At 69.8% G+C, this 17,080-nt stretch carries 12 protein-coding genes; 9 read left to right on the top strand and 3 right to left on the bottom strand.

The genetic code is table 11. From position 1 onward, the window contains the following. Positions 1-108 precede the first annotated feature (108 nt). From JOD31_RS00805 to JOD31_RS00835, 7 genes are all read left to right on the top strand, one after another. Positions 109-1,380 (top strand): glycosyltransferase family 4 protein, encoded by a 1,272-nt coding sequence (locus JOD31_RS00805; protein WP_204948428.1) that lies wholly within the window; start codon positions 109-111, stop codon positions 1,378-1,380. Continuing rightward, a complete protein-coding gene (locus JOD31_RS00810; RefSeq protein WP_204948429.1) occupies positions 1,377-2,654 on the top strand; it encodes a glycosyltransferase family 4 protein in 1,278 nt (425 codons plus the stop codon). Before JOD31_RS00805 ends, JOD31_RS00810 begins: the two co-directional genes overlap by 4 nt. A gap of 6 nt (positions 2,655-2,660) precedes the next feature. Then, entirely contained in the window at positions 2,661-3,896 is a 1,236-nt protein-coding gene (locus JOD31_RS00815; RefSeq protein WP_204948430.1) for a glycosyltransferase, read from the top strand. Between the two features lie 46 nt (positions 3,897-3,942). Beyond that, on the top strand, positions 3,943-4,590 hold the full coding sequence (locus JOD31_RS00820) for a class I SAM-dependent methyltransferase (protein ID WP_204948431.1): 648 nt from the start codon (positions 3,943-3,945) through the stop codon (positions 4,588-4,590). A gap of 507 nt (positions 4,591-5,097) precedes the next feature. Continuing rightward, positions 5,098-5,790, top strand: a complete 693-nt coding sequence (locus tag JOD31_RS19695; protein WP_204948432.1) for a LuxR C-terminal-related transcriptional regulator — start codon at positions 5,098-5,100, stop codon at positions 5,788-5,790. Positions 5,791-5,821: 31 nt separating this feature from the next. After that, positions 5,822-7,963, top strand: a complete 2,142-nt coding sequence (locus JOD31_RS00830; protein ID WP_204948433.1) for a GumC family protein — start codon at positions 5,822-5,824, stop codon at positions 7,961-7,963. A 2-nt stretch (positions 7,964-7,965) separates the two neighbouring features. Next, on the top strand, positions 7,966-9,240 hold the full coding sequence (locus JOD31_RS00835) for a polysaccharide biosynthesis/export family protein (RefSeq protein ID WP_204948434.1): 1,275 nt from the start codon (positions 7,966-7,968) through the stop codon (positions 9,238-9,240). Here the strand turns inward: JOD31_RS00835 and JOD31_RS00840 are convergent. The 3 genes from JOD31_RS00840 to JOD31_RS00850 form a co-directional block, all read right to left on the bottom strand. Beyond that, a complete protein-coding gene (locus tag JOD31_RS00840) occupies positions 9,182-10,168 on the bottom strand; it encodes a GDP-L-fucose synthase family protein (RefSeq protein WP_204948435.1) in 987 nt (328 codons plus the stop codon). The two genes, JOD31_RS00835 and JOD31_RS00840, sit on opposite strands and share 59 nt — an antisense overlap. After that, entirely contained in the window at positions 10,161-11,231 is a 1,071-nt protein-coding gene (gmd, locus tag JOD31_RS00845; protein WP_204948436.1) for a GDP-mannose 4,6-dehydratase, read from the bottom strand. Before gmd ends, JOD31_RS00840 begins: the two co-directional genes overlap by 8 nt. Positions 11,232-11,704: 473 nt before the next feature. Then, a complete protein-coding gene (locus JOD31_RS00850; RefSeq protein ID WP_204948437.1) occupies positions 11,705-15,400 on the bottom strand; it encodes a vitamin B12-dependent ribonucleotide reductase in 3,696 nt (1,231 codons plus the stop codon). 639 nt (positions 15,401-16,039) lie between these two features. Here JOD31_RS00850 and JOD31_RS00855 point away from each other — a divergent pair. Next, positions 16,040-16,459: an NADH:ubiquinone oxidoreductase subunit NDUFA12 gene (locus JOD31_RS00855; protein ID WP_204948438.1), complete on the top strand. Its 420-nt coding sequence runs from the start codon at positions 16,040-16,042 to the stop codon at positions 16,457-16,459. An 88-nt stretch (positions 16,460-16,547) separates the two neighbouring features. Continuing rightward, the gene (locus JOD31_RS19700; protein WP_204948439.1) at positions 16,548-17,036 is read left to right on the top strand and encodes a DUF2155 domain-containing protein; all 489 of its coding nucleotides are present in this window, start codon (positions 16,548-16,550) and stop codon (positions 17,034-17,036) included. Positions 17,037-17,080 lie beyond the last annotated feature (44 nt).

The following is a 17,080-nucleotide window of genomic DNA, read 5'->3' on the forward strand; positions in this document are numbered from 1 at the left end:
CGAACGAGCGAGGCCCCGACGTCGCTTCATCCGCACGGCCCGGTTGGCGCGTCGGAGCCCGCGCTGTCCCCTGATGGCCGCCGCATGGGTCGCGGTCGGGGACCGCGCATGAAAGTCATCATTCTCAATCGCTTCTTCGCCCCGGACCAGTCGGCGACCAGCCGGATGGCCGCCAGTCTCGCTTTCGGCCTCGCGGCCGAAGGGTTCGAGGTGGAGGCGATCGCGAGCGATGCCTGGCACGACGACGCGACCCGGCGGCTGCCCCCGACGGAGACGATCGAAGGCGTGCGGGTGTTCCGGGTCGGGGGCGCGCGGTTCGGGCGCGCGACGCTTGTCGGCCGGGCGCTGGACTACGCGAGCTTCCACATCGCCGCCGCCGCGAGGCTGGCCGCGCGGGCGCGGCGCGGCGACGTCTGCGTGGTCTGCACCGATCCGCCTCTGATGTCGGTCTCGGCCTGGCCGACGATCGCCGCGAAGCGGGCCGTGCTGGTGAACTGGTCGAACGACCTGTTCCCCGAAGCGGCGTTCGACGCCGGCGTGCTGACGCCCACCGGCCTGGCGGGGCGCCTCGCTCTCGCGCTCAGAAACCTCACGGTCCGCCGCGCCCGGGTGACGGTGGCGCCGATCGAGCGGATGGCGGCGCGTCTCCGCGCCCAGGGCGGCGGCGGCGCCAGGGTCGCCGTCGTCCCCCACTGGTCGGACGGCCAGGCGATCACGCCGCTGCCGCGCGAGGCCTCGCGGCTCCGCGAGGAGTGGGGGCTCTCCGGAAAATTCGTGGTCGGGTACTCCGGCAATCTCGGCCGCGCCCACGATTTCACGACCGTGCTCGACGCCGCGTCCCGGCTCCGCCACCGCGAGGACGTCGCCTTCCTCTTTGTCGGCGGCGGCCACCAAAGGGCATGGGTCGAGGAGGAGGCCCGCCGTCGAGACCTAGGCGCCGTGATGTTCCGGCCGCTCCAGCCGCTCGATCGGCTGTCGGAGTCGCTCGCGGCGGCGGACGCCCATCTCGTCACCCTGCTGCCCGAGTTCGAGCTGTCAGTGGTTCCGAGCAAGTTTTATGGGATCGCCGCCGCGGGGCGGCCGACGCTGTTCGTGGGCGACGTCGACGGCGAAGTGGCGGGCCTGCTCCGACGCCACCGCTGCGGCGTCTCGGTCCCGGTCGGGGCGTCCGAGGCTCTCGCCGCCCACATCGAGCGCCTCGCCGACAACCCGCGGCTCGCCGCCCGTCTCGGCGTCGCGGCCCGTCGCATGTTCGACGAGCGCTTCTCGCGGCGCCGCGGGCTCGCGGCTTGGCGGACGGTCATCGAATCCTGCGCCGTTCGTCCGGCGTCCGGCGCGCCCAGCGTTTTCGGCGTCGATCCGGCGGGGGCCGCGCGATGAGCGAGCCCGCAATGAAGCTCATCGTCAGCCAGCTCGGCGCGCGGATGCATTACGCCGTGCCGCGCATGCTGCACGCGCAGGGCCGGTTGCAGCGCTTCTACACCGACATCTGCGCGACCAAAGGCTGGCCGAAGCTGCTGCGCGCGGTCCCCGGCGGCGTGATGCCGACGGCCCTGCGGCGGCTCACCGGCCGCGTGCCCTTCGCGGTGCCCGAATCCGCGGTCGTCACCTTCCCGAGCGTCGGCGTCGGCTTCGGCATGCGCCGCGCGCGGGCGAAGACGCCGACCGAGCAGACCGAGGCGCATCTCTGGGCGGGCCGTGAGCTCTCGCGGCGCCTCGTGCGTCACGTCCAGAGCAACGGCCTGGGGGCGGCGGGCGGCGTCTACGGCTTCAGCGGCGAATGCCTCGAGGCGCTTGTCGCGATGCGGGCGAGCGGGCTGAAGACCGTGGTCGAGCAGATCGTCGCCCCGAAGCTGATCCTGGACCGTCTCGTGCTCGAAGAGGAAGAGCGGTTCCCGGGGTGGAGCGCCGTCTCGGCGTTTGACGGCCTGTCCCAGGACTACGCCGCGCGCGAGCGGGAGGAGTGGGCGACGGCGGACCTGGTCGTCTGCGGCTCCGGTTTCGTGCGCGACGGCGTGATCGCGAGCGGGGTCGCTCCGGCGCGCTGCGTGGTGGTGCCCTACGGCGTCGACATGCACGAGGGCGGGGAACCGCGCCGCAGGGCGCCGGGACCGCTGCGCGTGCTGACGGTGGGCGGGGTCGGCCTCCGGAAAGGCGCGCCCTACGTCCTCGAGGCCGCCCGACGCCTCGGCGCCCGGGCGGAATTCCGGATGGTCGGCGCCTGCGACGTCGTAGGGCCGGCGCGCGCCGCGCTCGCCGACGCCGTCACGCTGACGGGCGCCGTGCCGCGGACCGAGATCGCCGCGCACTACGCCTGGGCGGACGTCTTTCTGTTGCCCTCGATCTGCGAGGGATCGGCGACCGTCATCTACGAAGCGCTCGCGGCGGGTCTGCCGGTCGTCACCACACCGAACGCCGGCAGCGTCGTGCGCGACGGCGTGGACGGCTACGTCGTCCCGATCCGCGACGTGGACGCCATTGAAGCCGCGCTGGCGGCCTTCGCCGCAGACGCGGGGCTCTACGAGCGGTGCTCGCTGAACGCGCGCGAGCGAGCCCGGGAGTTCGATCTTCCGGCCTATGGCCGGCGCCTTGTGGAGGCGATCGACGGCGCGCCGGCCGCCGCGCACTCCGTCCCGCTCGCCGCGGCGGTTTAGGGCGCCATGAACCTCCACATCGACCTTTCGACGCCGGCCGACCCCATCGAAGCGGTCGCGCGGCCCATCCGGGTCGGCATGCTCGTCGGCGCGGTCGGGAACGGCGGCGGCGGCGTGCCGGCGAGCCTGCGCGCGCTCTGCGCCGCGCTGCACCGCTCGCCGGAGGTGTCGGTCGAGGTGTTCGCCGCCGACCGAACGGCGGCGGTCGTGGATGTCGAGGCTTGGAAGCCTGCGCAGCTGAGCCTGTTCGACGTCGTCGGACCGACTTCGTTCGGCTTCGGGCCCGGTCTCGGACCTGCGCTCATCGCGGCCGATCTCGACGTCCTCCACGTGCACGGTCTGTGGATGTACGGTTCCGTCGCCGCGAGCCGGTGGTCCTCTAGGACCGGGCGTCCCTATGTGGTCAGCCCTCACGGCATGCTCGATCCCTGGGCCCTCGCCAACAGTCGCTGGAAAAAAGCGGCGGCGCTGTTCGCCTACGAGGCGCGGCACCTGCGCGGGGCGGCTTGGCTGCACGCGCTCTGCGCGTCCGAACGGGAGGCGATCCGGGCCTTCGGCCTGCGCAACCTGGTGTGCACCGTTGCGAACGGCGCGCATGCGCCGGCGGTCGAGAGCTACGCGCCGTGCCGGGCAGCGGCGCGCGCCTCCGGGCGGCGGACACTGCTCTACCTTGGCCGCCTCACGCCGAAGAAGGGGCTCGCTATCCTCCTCGCCGCCTGGGCCGACGCGAAACACGCGTCGGACGCAAGGGCGTGGGATCTCGTGGTGGCGGGCTCCGGAACGCCCGCCTACGAAGCGGGACTCGTCGACCTCGTCAGCGCGCTTGGGATCGGAGCGTCCGTGCGCTTCGTGGGACATCTCGACGGCGAGGCGAAGGCCGCGGCCTTCGCGAGAGCGGACGCGTTCGTTTTGCCGTCCGTCAGCGAAGGCCAGCCGCTCGCGGTGCTGGAGGCCTGGGGCTACGGCCTTCCCGCCCTCATCACCAGCCAATGCAATCTGCCCGAAGGTTTCATGGCGGGCGCCGCCCTGCCGATCGACTGCGCGGTCGACGACCTCGCCGCAGGATTGCGCGCGCTGTTCGCGCTCCCGGACGAGGCGCGCGACGCCATGGGCGCGCGAGGCCGTGCGCTGGTGGAGACCACGTTCTGCTGGGGCCGAAGCGCCCGCGACCTCGAGCGGATCTACCGCCAGGCGATCGCCCAAGCCGCCCCGCGCCGCCCCCTCGAGAGGCGATGCGATTGAAACGGACCGCCCGCAGGCGGCGGGGCGGCGCACAAAGGACCAATCCATGAAGCTGCCGATTCTCACTCCCGTCGACCGGGTGGACTTCATCGAGCACTATGCGCGCGGCAAACGCGTGCTGCACGTGGGCTGCGCGGACATGCCGTTCACGCAAGACCGTCTGGCGCGCGGGGAGCTGCTGCACCCGCGCCTGCACGCCTGCGCGCGTGAGCTGGCGGGGGTCGACCTTTCGGAGGAGGGGATCGCAATGCTGCGCGCCGCGGGCTACGACAACCTCTACGTCGCCGACTGCGAGAAGCCGCTGTCCGCCTCGACGCCCGGCCAATACGAGGTGGTCGTCGCCGGCGAGACGCTTGAGCACGTGGCCAACGCCGGCGACTTCCTGTCGTCGCTGCGCAGCGTCTGCCGGCCGGACGGGCGCATCCTCATCACCACCCCCAACCACGCCTCCATCAAGCTTGCCGCCCGCCTCTTCGGCCGGAACGAGATCGTGCATCCCGAGCACGTCGCCTATTACTCGGTCTCCACGCTCAGCCGGCTGCTGTCGATGGTCGGCCTCGAGCCGACGGACTGGCGTGTGTACTGGGCGGAGAAGTCGCCGCAGTCGCGCGTGGCGAACGCCGCCCTTCGCCGGATTTCCCGTCTTCAGTACTTTGCGGATGGGTTGTGCGTCGCCTGTCGTCCTGCGGCCTGACGCGCTGCGGCGGTGCGCCCGCGGATATACTTCACCTATACGAAGTGGTTGCTTCGAAGCGTTGGCCGGCCGCTGCAGACGAGCCACGGCGGGCTCGGCCTTCGGCGGCTTTCGACGTTCTTCTCCGGGTGAAAACGGCGGCTTGAGCGGCGGCGTGGTGGTCTATGCCATTCGGGGGATCCAGAAATACTGCATTCCAAAACGTGACTAGATAACCTGCGGTGGCGCCGCACCCGGAGGATGCAATTATGAAGGAGTCTTGTTAACCCAGATTAATTGTATGCGATTTTTATTCGTTAATATCGAAGCTCTCGGAAATTCAACGAATACTTTGTAACAGTTTTTGATGTGGACCGTCAGAGCTCGGAATAGAGGACGTCTGCCGTAGAATTAAGCACACAATATGAATGATTAATTGAAGTGCACGGCCATTGGCCTGTGTTCAAATAGTCACAACATGGGGAAGTTGTTATGACGTTTGATCAATATGTAGTGGGCGACGCAATCGTGAGCGACGCCAGCATCGTTAATCGGTGGGACAGCATCGTTGTCATCGAACTGCGCAACATCGTGCTTGAGTGCGTCGCGAGCTGTTTGCAGGCGCGGTGGCCGAGCGGCCGCATTGCGGCCTTCGCCAGCGTGATCGACTGGATGGCGTCGATTTCCGACGACGACGCCGGCGACGTCCTCATCATGCTGGGCATCGGCGGACGCCGCGCCTCCGACGACGTGGTGATGAACGCGATGTCGCAGCTGCGCGAGGCGGCTCCGGGCTGTCGAATTGTCCTGATGGGCGACGAGGAGGACGCGCCGCAAATTCTGGAGGCGCTGGACCTCGGGGCGCGCGGCTACGTCCCGACCAGCGCGAGCCTCAGCGTCGCGGTTGAAGCAATGAAGCTCGTCGGGGTCGGCGGAACCTATATTCCGGCCAGCAGCCTCACCTCCTCGCGCAAGCTGATCTGCGAAGGGTCGCAGGCGAATCCGCTCGCGATGGCGGGACGCTTCACGGCGCGGCAGGCCGCGGTGGTGGACGCGCTCCGGCAGGGCAAGGCGAACAAGATCATCGCCTACGAGCTCAACATGCGGGAGAGCACGGTGAAGGTTCACGTCCGCAACATCATGCGGAAGCTGAAGGCCAAGAACCGGACCGAGGTCGCCTTCATGACCAGCGCGCAGCACCCATCGGCCGCGCCCTGCTGACCGCAGAACGACCGGGAGGGGGAGCACGATCATGATCGTTGCGGAACAGGCCGCGAGCGAACCCCGCTCGCCGCTGGCGGACGTTGCGCGCCGACGGCGTGTCGCGCTCGTCCTCCCGGTCGTTCTCGGCCTCGCCTGCGCCTTGGCGGCCTACGCCGTGTTGCCGGCGCGCTACGTCGCGGAAGCGGTGGTGGCGCTAAACGCCCGCAAGGTCCAGGTCCTGAGCGTCGACGCGGTGGTGTCGCGGCTGCCGCAAGAGAACGCTGTGCTGCGCACCGAGCTCGACCTGATCGCATCGCGGTCGATGGCGACCGAAGTGGCGACGCGCCTCAATCTCACGTCGGCCCCCGCGGCGCCCTCCGCGCCGAACTGGTGGGACCGGCTGTTCGGCGGCGAGCCGGAGCCCTTTGCGGCGGAGCCGGAGTCCGCCCCCGCCGTCGACCAGTTGATCCGGGGTCTCCGCGTCAACAATGACAGCCGGTCCTTCACGATCTTCATCTCCATGCAGTCGTCCGATCCGGCCTTCGCCGCGAGGGCGGCGAACGCCTATGCCGATGCTTATCTCGAGCACCAGATCGCGGTGCAGACGGCGGCGACGCGGCGGGCGAGCGCCTGGCTGGGTGAAAAGCTCGCAGATCTGCGCGATCGCCTGAAGGAGTCCGAGATCGCCGCGCAGTCTTTCCGGCGGACCAAGCGGCTCGAAGAGACCAACGGCCTCACCCTGGATGGGCAGCGGCTATCGGCGCTGAGCACGGAACTCGCCGCGGCCCGTTCGCAGCGGGCCGGCGCCGAAGCGCGGCTCGAGGCGGTGCGCCTGGTCGTGCGCGACAGCCCGGACGCTCTCACCTTCAGCGAGGCGTTGGGCTCGGCCACGGTGCAGTCACTGAGGACACGGGAGACCGAACTCGTCCGGCAGGTGGCGGACATCGAGCAGAGCGGCGCGCTGAAGAGCGGGGAGCTTCCGGCGCGTCGCAGGCAGCTCGTGTCGGTGCGCGCCGAAATCGACGCCGAGATCGGCCGCGTGGTGGCGAGCCTCGCGAACGAGGTGGAGGTCGCGCGCGGCAAGGAGCGCGCGCTGGCGAGCGAGGTGGCCGCGCTTGAGCGCGTGGCGGGCGAGGTCGGGCAGAACCGCGTCGTCCTGGGCCAGCTTGAGCGCGAGGCCTCCGCCAACCGCTCGATCTACGAGAGCTTTCTCAACCGCTACAAGCAGACCATCGAGCAGGAGGGCCTTGCGACCTCAGACGCCAGCCTGCTGTCGCGTGCGCAGCCGCCGCAAGCCCCCACCACCCCGAAGCTGCTGCCGCTGCTGGCGCTCGGCCTCGTGGCCGGCTGCGCGGCCGGCGTCGGCTGCGCGCTGCTCCGAGAGCGGCTTGACGGCGCGGTGCGCTCGACCGAGGAGCTCGAACGCTTGGTCGGCGCGCCGCTGCTCGGCGCGCTGCCAGGCCGCGGAGCGGGTGGCCCGCGTCACGCCGCGGCGATCGCGCGGATCGGCGCGGCGTTGGGGCTGGATCAGCCGCAAGCCGACCGCAAGGTCGTGCTCGCGACGTCGTCCGACGCCGACGCCGACGGTCGGACGGCGTTTTGCGTCGCGCTCGGCCGCAGCCTTGCCGCTGAAGGACTGGCGGTGGCCGTCCTCGATGCGGAGCGCGGCGGCCAGGCCGTCGCCCGGGCGGCCGCGACGCGCGACGGCTCGAACGAACCGCCGGTCCTCGCGCCCGCTCAGGACGTCTCAGGCGTTAGGCTGTTCGCGGACGCCCTGAGCACGGCGCGTTTCGGGGCGCTGGACGAGGTCCGGGTCCGCGGACAGGCTTCCGCGCTCGACCTTGCGGGCCGCATCCGTGTTCTCCGAGAGCGGTTCGACGTGGTTCTCGTCGACGCCCCCTCGCTGTCTCAGGCGCGGGCGGCGCTGCAGGTCGGCGCGCTTGCCGACGCCGTCATCCTGGTCGAGACGGTGGGCGCGACCTCGCGCGAGGCGCTGTCCGATACCGTTCGCTTGTTCGCGCTGCGCGACGTCCGCATCGCAGGTTGCGTCGCGCTCGGCGCCACGACGGGGGCCGCGGCGCGCCAGGCGCCGGTCGTCGCCCCACCGCGGCCCTCGGCGGCGCCGGAAAGCGTCGACTTCGGCCAGGCGACGTCGTCGAAGCCGCGCATGCTCAAGACGACGGGAGCTTGACCATGAGCCTCCGTCGTATGGCCCCACGAGGCTCGCTCGCCCTGACCGCCGCCGTCGCGACGATCGCGCTTCTCCGGCCGGCTGGAGCCGGCGCCGCCGATCGACCCGCGGAGTACCGGGTCGGCGCCGGCGATCTGTTGCAGATCACCGTGGTGGGCGAGACCGAACTGACGGGCAAGTTCAGGGTGGGGCCGGACGGCGCGATCAGCTATCCGCTGGTCGGCAGCCTCGCCGCCGCCGATCGCAGCGTCGCCGACCTCGCGCAGGATCTCGCCGCCCGTCTCGCCGAACGAGCGCCGACGCGCAGCGCGCCGCTGGTCGAGGTCGCCGAGTACGCGCCTGTGTTCGCCTCGGGCGAGCTGGAGCGGCCGGGGCAATACGCGTTTCGCCCGGGGATGGTCGCGCTTGAACTCGTCGCGGTCGCAGGCGGTCTCAGAAGGCCGCGGCTCGCGACCGACTCGCTGATGCTGCAGGTGATCGCGGCGGAGCAGGAGGTCGCCGACCAGCGGCTCGCCCGCGTCGCCGCGCGGGTCCATCGCGCCCGGATCGCGGCGGAGATCGCCCGGGCGCCCTTCGCTCCCGACGCCGCGGCGCTCGGCGATCCCTTTGTGCCGGCGGCCGACCTGACGGCGATCGTCGACAACGAGAAGGCGCTGTTCGAGGTGCGGAAGACCGTGCTCGCCGGCCAACAGGCGGCGCTCCGCAGCCAGGGCGCGAACTACGATCAGGAGATCGCCGCGCTGAGGCGCAGCATCGCGCTCCACGAAGACGAGATCGGCCTGCTCCAGCAGGAGGTGAACACGGCCCAGGGGCTCGTGGAGAAGGGGCTGGCGCCGCTGCCGCGGTTGCTCGCGTCCAAGCGCCAGTTGTCCGCCACCCGGCGGGACGCGCTCGACCTCGACTCCTATCTGGCCCGCGCCCGACAGAACAAGCTGCAGATCGAGCAGAAGATTCAGGAGTTGGGCGACCAGCAGGCGAAGGACAACGCCGGCGCGCGGCTCGACCTCGACCTGAACCTCGCGCGCATCGAGCGAAAGCTTCGCGCGGCGACGGCGGCGCTTACCGAGACCGGTGGACGTCTCGCCGCCGGCCCGGCGCAGATCCCGGAACCGTCCTTCCGCATCGCCCGCGTCGCCGGCGACGTCTATGTCGACCTGCCCGCCGACGAGTTCACGCGTCTCGAGCCCCGTGACATCCTGCGCGTCGACCGTCCGGAGCCTACGCCGGCGCCTGCGCGCGAGAGCCGTGCGACGGCCGAAGCCATAACGGGTAGATAGCGGCGATCCCCTCCGCCAGGGTGATGCGCGGTCGCCAGCCGAGCGCGCGGATGCGGTCGGCAGCGAGCAGCTTGCGGGGCGCGCCGTCGGGCTTCGAGCGGTCGAAGACGAAGGCGCCGCGGTAGCCGACCACGTCGGCGATCGTCTCGCCCAACTGGCGGATGCTGACCTCCTCGCCGGAGCCGATGTTGATGTGCACGGCCTCGTCATACCGCCGGAGCACGAGGACGCAGGCCTCGGCGAGATCGTCGACGTGCAGAAACTCCCGTAGTGGAGCGCCCGATCCCCAGATCGTGACGGCCGCGTCGCCGGCCTCCTTCGCGGCATGGATCCGCCGCATCAAGGCTGGCAGCACGTGGGAGCTCGCGGGGTCGAAGTTGTCGCCTGGACCGTAGAGATTCGTCGGCATCGCGGTGACGAAGCGCCGTCCGTGCTCGACGTTCAGGCTGCGGGCGAGCATGAGCGCTGCGATCTTGGCGATCGCATAGGCCTCGTTGGTCGGCTCCAGCGGGCCGGTGAGCAACTGGTCCTCGCGCACCGGCTGCTCGGCCAGCCGCGGATAGATGCAGCTCGACCCCAGGAACAGCAGCTTCTCGACGTCGGCCGCGGCCGCCGCCGCGATCAGGTTCGCGCCGATCATGAGGTTGTCGTAGAGGAACTCGTAGGGCTCGCAGGCGTTCGCCGCGATCCCGCCGACGCGTGCCGCGGCGACGATGACGCCGTCGGGCCGGCAGCGGGCCATCCAACGCTCCACGTCCGCCTGGCGGCGGAGGTCGAGCGCGGCGCGGTCGACCGTCAGCAGCTCGCAGTCTTCACGGGCGAGCCGACGCATCAGCGCCGTGCCGACCATGCCGCGATGGCCGACGACGAAGATCCGCTTGCCCCGGAGTTCGAACGAGCGGGGCGGGGAGGGGAGAGCATCAGCCATAGCGGTCGTTTCGCCTCGCTTCGGTCAGGACGGCTTCGAGGTCGGAGCTGACCATCTCGCCGACAAGTGAGGAAAAGTTCGTCGTGGGCTTCCAGCCGAGCTTCAGCCGGGCCTTGGTCGGGTCGCCGAGGAGGATGTCCACTTCGGTGGGACGGAAATACCGCGGGTCGATCGCGATCAGCCGCTCGCCCGTACGGGCGTCGTGGCCCTGCTCCTCCATCCCCGAGCCGCTCCACGCGATCTCGCGGTCGACGTAGCCGAACGCCGCCTCCACGAACTCCCGCACGGTGTGGGTCTCGCCTGTGGCGAGCACGTAATCCTCGGGCTCGTCCTGCTGCAGGATCCGCCACATGCCCTCGACGTAGTCCCGCGCGTGGCCCCAGTCGCGCTTGGCGTCGAGGTTGCCGAGATAGACCATGGGCTGGAGGCCCTGCTCGATCGCGGCGACGGCGCGCGTGATCTTCCGGGTGACGAAGGTCTCGCCGCGGATCGGGCTCTCGTGGTTGAACAGGATGCCGTTGGAGGCGTGAATGCCGTAAGCCTCACGGTAATTCACCGTAATCCAGTAGGCATAGAGCTTCGCCGCGGCGTAGGGGCTGCGCGGCGCGAACGGCGTCCGCTCGTCCTGGGGCACTGTCGCGGCCTGTCCGAACAGCTCCGAGGTCGAGGCCTGGTAGAACCGGCAGGACTTGGTCAGCCCCAGGATCCGCAAAGCCTCGAGCACGCGAAGCGTGCCGAGCCCGTCAACGTTCGCGGTGTACTCCGGCGTCTCGAAGCTGACCTGGACGTGGCTCTGCGCGGCGAGGTTGTAGATCTCGTCGGGCTGGACCTCCTGGACGATCCGGATGAGGTTGGTCGCGTCCGTCATGTCGCCGTGGTGCAGCGTGAAGCGGACGTCGTCCTCGTGCCGGTCCTGGTAGAGGTGGTCGATGCGTCCGGTATTGAACGACGACGACCGGCGCTTCAACCCGTGGACGAGGTAGCCCTTGGCGAGCAGCAGCTCCGCGAGATAGGCGCCGTCCTGTCCGGTCGCGCCAAGAATCAACGCCGTCTTTCGCGCCATGGATGGGGTCCTGTCCGTCGCTGCCGCACGCAAGAGATCGCCTGTCTTTTGAGGCGGTCCGCGACAGTGTCGGCAAGCAGGGAAGGGGCGAAAGCCGCCCATCCGAGACCTCGGGCGCGCCCGACATCCGCCGATTGCGTCCCGCGCCCCGGGCGCGGTTCAGCGACGGCGCCCGAAAGCCTTTGGCAGGATGCGAAAGAGGTAAGTCAGGCGGAGGGCGGCGTCTGTCGGACGGGGACAGCGCCGCGGCGCGAATGCGGACGCCATGGGCGGGCTCGGGCTACGTCGCGGTCACGCATCGTCGTCGCGGGCGAACCCACGTTGATCGTTTCCAAGCTCCGCGGCTCGGCTACGCTTCGTTTCGCCCCCCGAGGGCCGCGCGGAGCATTTCCGCGCGGCGAGCTCGATCATTCCAGCTTCGAACCTTGGGCCGGAATTTCCACCTTCGGGTCTTTCTCCACGCCGTCGCCCGTTCAGCTGCAGCCGCTCGTCGAGCCGCAGGTGTCGCACTTCAGGCAGGTGCCGTTGCGCACCATCGTGTAGTTGCCGCACTCCGAGCAGTTGTCGCCCTCGTAGCCCTTGACGCGGGCTTCCATGCGGCGGGTCTCGGCGGTCTTGGCGGCCGGGGCCGGCGCGGGGGCCTCCCAGGCGAGGTGGCCGAGGGCCTCCTCGGTCGCCGGCTGCGGCTCGCGCTTGAGAGCGGTCGCGCCCTGGGTGGCGAGGCCCGCGGTCGTGGGGCGGGGGCCGCCGATCGTGGTCACGTTCGACGCGCCCTTCGGTTCGCCGCTCGGGCTGAGGGACGGCACCGCCGCCAACTGACGACCGCGCAAAAGTCCCTTCGACACAGGAGCGATCGGGGCCTTGCCCTGCTCGACGCCGCCGCCGATCGCGTCCGGCGCGATGTCGGACGGGTCGACGTGCGCGAGGTCGTAGCGCGAGAGGTAGGAGATCGCGAGCTCACGGAACACGTAGTCGAGGATCGACGTCGCGTTCTTGATGGTGTCGTTGCCCTGCACGAAGCCGGCCGGCTCGAAGCGGGTGAAGGTGAAGGCCTCCACATACTCCTCGAGCGGAACGCCGTACTGCAGGCCGAGCGACACGGCGATGGCGAAGTTGTTCATCACCGAACGGAAGGCGGCGCCCTCCTTGTGCATGTCGATGAAGATCTCGCCGATGCGGCCGTCGTCGTACTCGCCCGTGCGGAGGTACACCTTGTGCCCGCCGACGATCGCCTTCTGGGTGTAGCCCTTGCGGCGGGACGGCAGCTTCTCGCGGTCGCGGATCAGCTGGACGCGCTCGACGATCTTCTCGATCACCTGGGCGGTGCGGGCCGCGTTCGGCTGCGCGATCAGCGCGTCGACGGCGTCGTCCTCGTCGCTCTCGTCGGCGATCAGCTGGGACGACAGCGGCTGGGAGAGCTTCGAGCCGTCGCGGTAGAGGGCGTTCGCCTTCAGCGCGAGCTTCCACGACAGCATGTAGGCCGCGGAGCAATCCTCCACCGTCGCGTCGTTCGGCATGTTGATGGTCTTGGAGATCGCGCCCGAGATGAAGGGCTGCGCCGCCGCCATCATGCGGATGTGGCTATCAACCGACAGGAAGCGCTTGCCCGTCCGCCCGCAGGCGTTGGCGCAGTCGAACACGGGATAGTGCTCGGCCTTGAGGTGGGGCGCGCCTTCGACGGTCATCGCGCCGCAGACGTGGGTGTTCGCGGCTTCGACCTCGGCCTTCGAGAAGCCGAGATAGGCCAGCAGGTCGAAGGAGGCGTCGTCGAGCTTCTCGGCCGGGACCTTGAGCTGGCCGGTGAGGAAGGCCTCGCCGAGGGTCCACTTGTTGAACACGAACTTGATGTCGAAGGCCGACTTCATCGCCGCTTCGAGCGTCTCGATCAGCGCGTCGGGGAAGCCCTTGGCGCGCAGCGAGCCGGGATTGATCGCCGGGGCCTGGCGCATGGAGCCGTGGCCGACGGCGTAGGCCTCGATCTCGGCGATCTGGTGCTCGGCGTAGCCCAGCGTGCGCAGCGCCTCGGGCACGGCGCGGTTGATGATCTTGAAGTAGCCGCCGCCGGCGAGTTTCTTGAACTTCACCAGCGCGAAGTCGGGCTCGATGCCGGTGGTGTCGCAGTCCATCACCAGGCCGATCGTGCCGGTGGGGGCGATGACCGAGACCTGGGCGTTGCGGAAGCCGTTCTGCTCGCCGAGCGACAGCGCGCGGTCCCAGGCGGCTCGCGCGGCCGCCACGATCGACTGGTCCGGGCAGGAGCCCGCGTCGAGCGGCACGGGCAGGGTGGCGAGGCTCTCGTAGCCGGTGGACTCGCTGCGGGCGGCGCGGGCGTGGTTGCGGATGACGCGGAGCATGTGCTCGCGGTTCTCCGGGTAGCCCTCGAAGGCGCCGAGCTGGCCGGCCATCTCCGCCGAGGTGGCGTAGGCGACGCCGGTCATCAGCGCGGAGAGCGCGCCGCAGAGGCCGCGGGCGGCGTCGGAGTCATAGCCGATGCCGGAGGACATCAGCAGGCCGCCGATGTTCGCGTAGCCGAGGCCGAGCGTGCGGTAGCGCCAGCTGAGCGCCGCGATCTGCCGTGACGGGAACTGCGCCATCAGCACCGAGATCTCGAGCACCACGGTCCAGAGCCGGCAGGCGTGGGCGTAGGCCTCGACGTCGAAGCTCTTATCGTCGCGACGGAACTGCAGCAGGTTCAGCGAGGCGAGATTGCACGCCGTGTCGTCGAGGAACATGTACTCCGAGCACGGGTTCGAGGCGCGGATCGGCCCCGACGCCGGGCAGGTGTGCCAGTCGTTGACGGTGGTGTGGAACTGGATGCCGGGGTCGGCGCAGGCCCAGGCGGCGTAGGACACCTGGTCCCACAGACCGCGGGCCTTCAGCGTCTTGGTGACCTTGCCGGTGGTGCGGCCGACGAGATTCCAGTCGCCGTCGGTCTCGACCGAGCGCAGGAAGTCGTCGGTGACGCGCACCGAGTTGTTGGAGTTCTGGCCCGCGACCGTGAGGTAGGCCTCGCCGTCCCAGTCGGTGGTGTAGGTGTCGAAGTCGACCTCGGTCACGCCCTGCGCCGCCTGCTGCAGCACGCGCTTGATCAGGTTGTCCGGCACCATCGCCTTGCGGGCGAGCTTCACCTCGCGCTTGAGCGCGGGGTTCTTCTCCGGGTTGGAGCAGTCGCCCTCGGGCCCCTCGCAGTTCACGCAGGCCTTGAGGATCGCCGAGAGGTGCTTCTTGACGACCTTGGAGCCGGTGACCAGAGCCGCGACCTTCTGCTCCTCCTTCACCTTCCACGACACGTAGTTCTCGATGTCGGGGTGGTCGGCGTCGACCACGACCATCTTGGCCGCGCGGCGCGTGGTGCCGCCCGACTTGATGGCGCCCGCGGCGCGGTCGCCGATCTTGAGGAAGGACATCAGGCCGGAGGACTTGCCGCCGCCCGAGAGCCGCTCGCCTTCGCCGCGGAGCTGGCTGAAGTTCGAGCCCGTGCCGGAGCCGTACTTGAACAGGCGCGCCTCGCGCACCCACAGGTCCATGATGCCGCCGTCGTTCACAAGGTCGTCCGAGACGCCCTGGATGAAGCAGGCGTGCGGCTGCGGGCGCTCATAGGCGCTCTCGGAGGCGCGGACCTCGCCGGTGCGATGGTCGGCGTAGAAATGGCCCTGGCTGGGCCCGTCGATGCCATAGGCCCAGTGCAGGCCGGTGTTGAACCACTGCGGGGAGTTCGGCGCGGCCTTCTGGGTCGCCAGCATGAAGGCGAGCTCGTCGAAGAAGGCGCGCGCGTCCTCTTCCGAGTCGAAATAGCCGTGGGTCCAGCCCCAGTAGGTCCAGGCGCCGGCGAGGCGGTCGAACACCTGCCGCGCGTCCTGCTCGCCGCTGGAGCGCTGGTCGGCCGGAAGCTGGTCGAGCGCGGCCTGGTCGGGAATCGAACGCCAGAGCCAGGAGGGAACCGTGTTCTCCTCGACCGGCTTCAGCTTCGCCGGGATGCCGGCCTTGCGGAAATACTTCTGCGCCAAGATGTCGACGGCGACCTGGCTCCAGGCCTCCGGCACGTCGATGTCGGCGGCGCGGAACACGGTCGAGCCGTCGGGATTGCGGATCTCGCTCGTCGCCTTGCGGAAGGGAATGGCCGCGTAAGGGGACTGGCCGGCGGTGGTGTAGCGACGTTCGATCCGCATGACGTCCAAGCTCCAGTCCGAAAGACGCCGCAGCGACGGGCGTCAAAGGCGAAAACGCATGCCGGCCCGCAGGGGTCCGGCGGCGGTCGTCGAGGCGCAGGGGCGCGAGCCCGCAAACAGATTGCGCGACGACGGTTCGGCGATCGCGAAATCGCCGTTCAAATGCAAAGGGCAGGTGTTACGCAGCGCGGGCCGCTCAGGCCTCGGCGACGGCTAGGAACGTAAATCGAGTCTTACGAGCCGTCGAGTCGGAACCTGGGTTTTCCACCCTGCTGAACACTAGCTATCGTCGCGGCGCCACCCATCGACACCAGATATGGTGTCTCGCAACCAGTGAATCAAACGTTGACGACGCCCCGGATCAATCGCTGGAAGCCCTGGCGCCACGCCGCTTCCTTACGGTTTCCGCCGCAGAAAGAGCCGTGTGGATAGCAGTGGGGATAACGCTGGACGGGCTTGCCGCGGGGCCGATGGCGGCGAGTGTGGGAACCTCGGCGTGCGCCCTCATACGCGAAAGACGGGCTCCACTGCGGTGGACTGACTTTCGGGCAGAGAGGCTCGGGCCGCACGAGTCTGGACAAGGCCGTCGCGTCGGACCATACCGTTGACGCACCCAACACTGCGAGGCCCCGCCGCGCCATGTCCTTGATGAGCGTTCTGACCGACATCTTTACCTGGTGGAACGGGTCCACCATCGGCACGCGGGTCGCGCTGCGGGGAGGGGAGTTCGTCGGCGAGGACGAGGTCGGCAACCGGTACTACCGGCTGAAGAACGACCCGACCAAGAACGCCGCCTTCGGAACCGAGCGCCGCTGGGTGGTCTACGCCGGCTACGCCGACGCCTCCGCCATCCCGACCGGCTGGCACGGCTGGATGCACCACACCGTCGATACGCCGCCGACGGCGGAGACCTACGCCGCCAAGGAGTGGCAGAAGCCGCACCGGTCCAACAAGACCGGCTCGGTCGAGGCCTACCGCCCCAAGGGGTCGACCCTGTCGGCCGATCGCCGCCGCCCGGCCGCGACCGGGGACTACGACGCCTGGTCGCCGGGCGCCTGATCGTCCCACGCGCCGCCCCGACGGGGCCGCATTTGGCGGGCTTTGTCGCGACAGGCATCCGCCACGTCTCGCCCGCGGGAATCGCTTCGTGTCCTTCAGACGTTTCCTGACCGCCGCCGCCCTGTCCGCCGGCGCGCTCCATGGAGCCCCGGCGCTGGCCCAGAATCCCGGCACGGCGCCGATCGGCCCTCAGCCGAAGGCGGCGAAGCCCGAGATCGTCGCGCCGACCCCGCGCATCGACAATCCGGTGGCGGTGTTCAACGGTTTGGACAAGATCACCGGCCGCATCACCGAATTCGACGCGCCGATCGACAAGACGGTGGCTTTCGGCGAGCTCAAGGTCACGCCGCACGTGTGCTACACGCGGCCGCCGACCGAAGCGCCGAACACGACGTCGTATGTCGACGTGGTCGAGACGACGCTGGCCAACGAGCAGAAGAAGATCTTCTCGGGCTGGATGTTCGCCTCAAGCCCTGGGCTGTCCGGGGTCGAACACCCGATTTACGATGTGTGGCTGGTCGACTGCAAAGGCGGCGCCCGCCCACAGGCCCCGCAGGGCCCGACGCTCGGCGAGTGAGCGGCGGCCCGCGCCGCAGCCATCAAACGTGACCGCCGCGCCGG

The sequence above is a fragment of the Methylopila capsulata genome, assembly GCF_016907975.1.
In the GTDB taxonomy this organism is placed as follows: domain Bacteria; phylum Pseudomonadota; class Alphaproteobacteria; order Rhizobiales; family Methylopilaceae; genus Methylopila; species Methylopila capsulata.

What these genes read in the sequence shown, in the direction of transcription:
- JOD31_RS00805 (WP_204948428.1), top strand. Translation starts at nt 109, where the DNA reads ATGAAAGTCATCATTCTCAATCGCTTCTTCGCCCCGGACCAGTCGGCG.
- JOD31_RS00810 (WP_204948429.1), top strand. Translation starts at nt 1,377, where the DNA reads ATGAGCGAGCCCGCAATGAAGCTCATCGTCAGCCAGCTCGGCGCGCGG.
- JOD31_RS00815 (WP_204948430.1), top strand. Translation starts at nt 2,661, where the DNA reads ATGAACCTCCACATCGACCTTTCGACGCCGGCCGACCCCATCGAAGCG.
- JOD31_RS00820 (WP_204948431.1), top strand. Translation starts at nt 3,943, where the DNA reads ATGAAGCTGCCGATTCTCACTCCCGTCGACCGGGTGGACTTCATCGAG.
- JOD31_RS00830 (WP_204948433.1), top strand. Translation starts at nt 5,822, where the DNA reads ATGATCGTTGCGGAACAGGCCGCGAGCGAACCCCGCTCGCCGCTGGCG.
- JOD31_RS00835 (WP_204948434.1), top strand. Translation starts at nt 7,966, where the DNA reads ATGAGCCTCCGTCGTATGGCCCCACGAGGCTCGCTCGCCCTGACCGCC.
- JOD31_RS00840 (WP_204948435.1), bottom strand. Translation starts at nt 10,168, where the DNA reads ATGGCTGATGCTCTCCCCTCCCCGCCCCGCTCGTTCGAACTCCGGGGC.
- gmd (WP_204948436.1), bottom strand. Translation starts at nt 11,231, where the DNA reads ATGGCGCGAAAGACGGCGTTGATTCTTGGCGCGACCGGACAGGACGGC.
- JOD31_RS00850 (WP_204948437.1), bottom strand. Translation starts at nt 15,400, where the DNA reads ATGCGGATCGAACGTCGCTACACCACCGCCGGCCAGTCCCCTTACGCG.
- JOD31_RS00855 (WP_204948438.1), top strand. Translation starts at nt 16,040, where the DNA reads ATGTCCTTGATGAGCGTTCTGACCGACATCTTTACCTGGTGGAACGGG.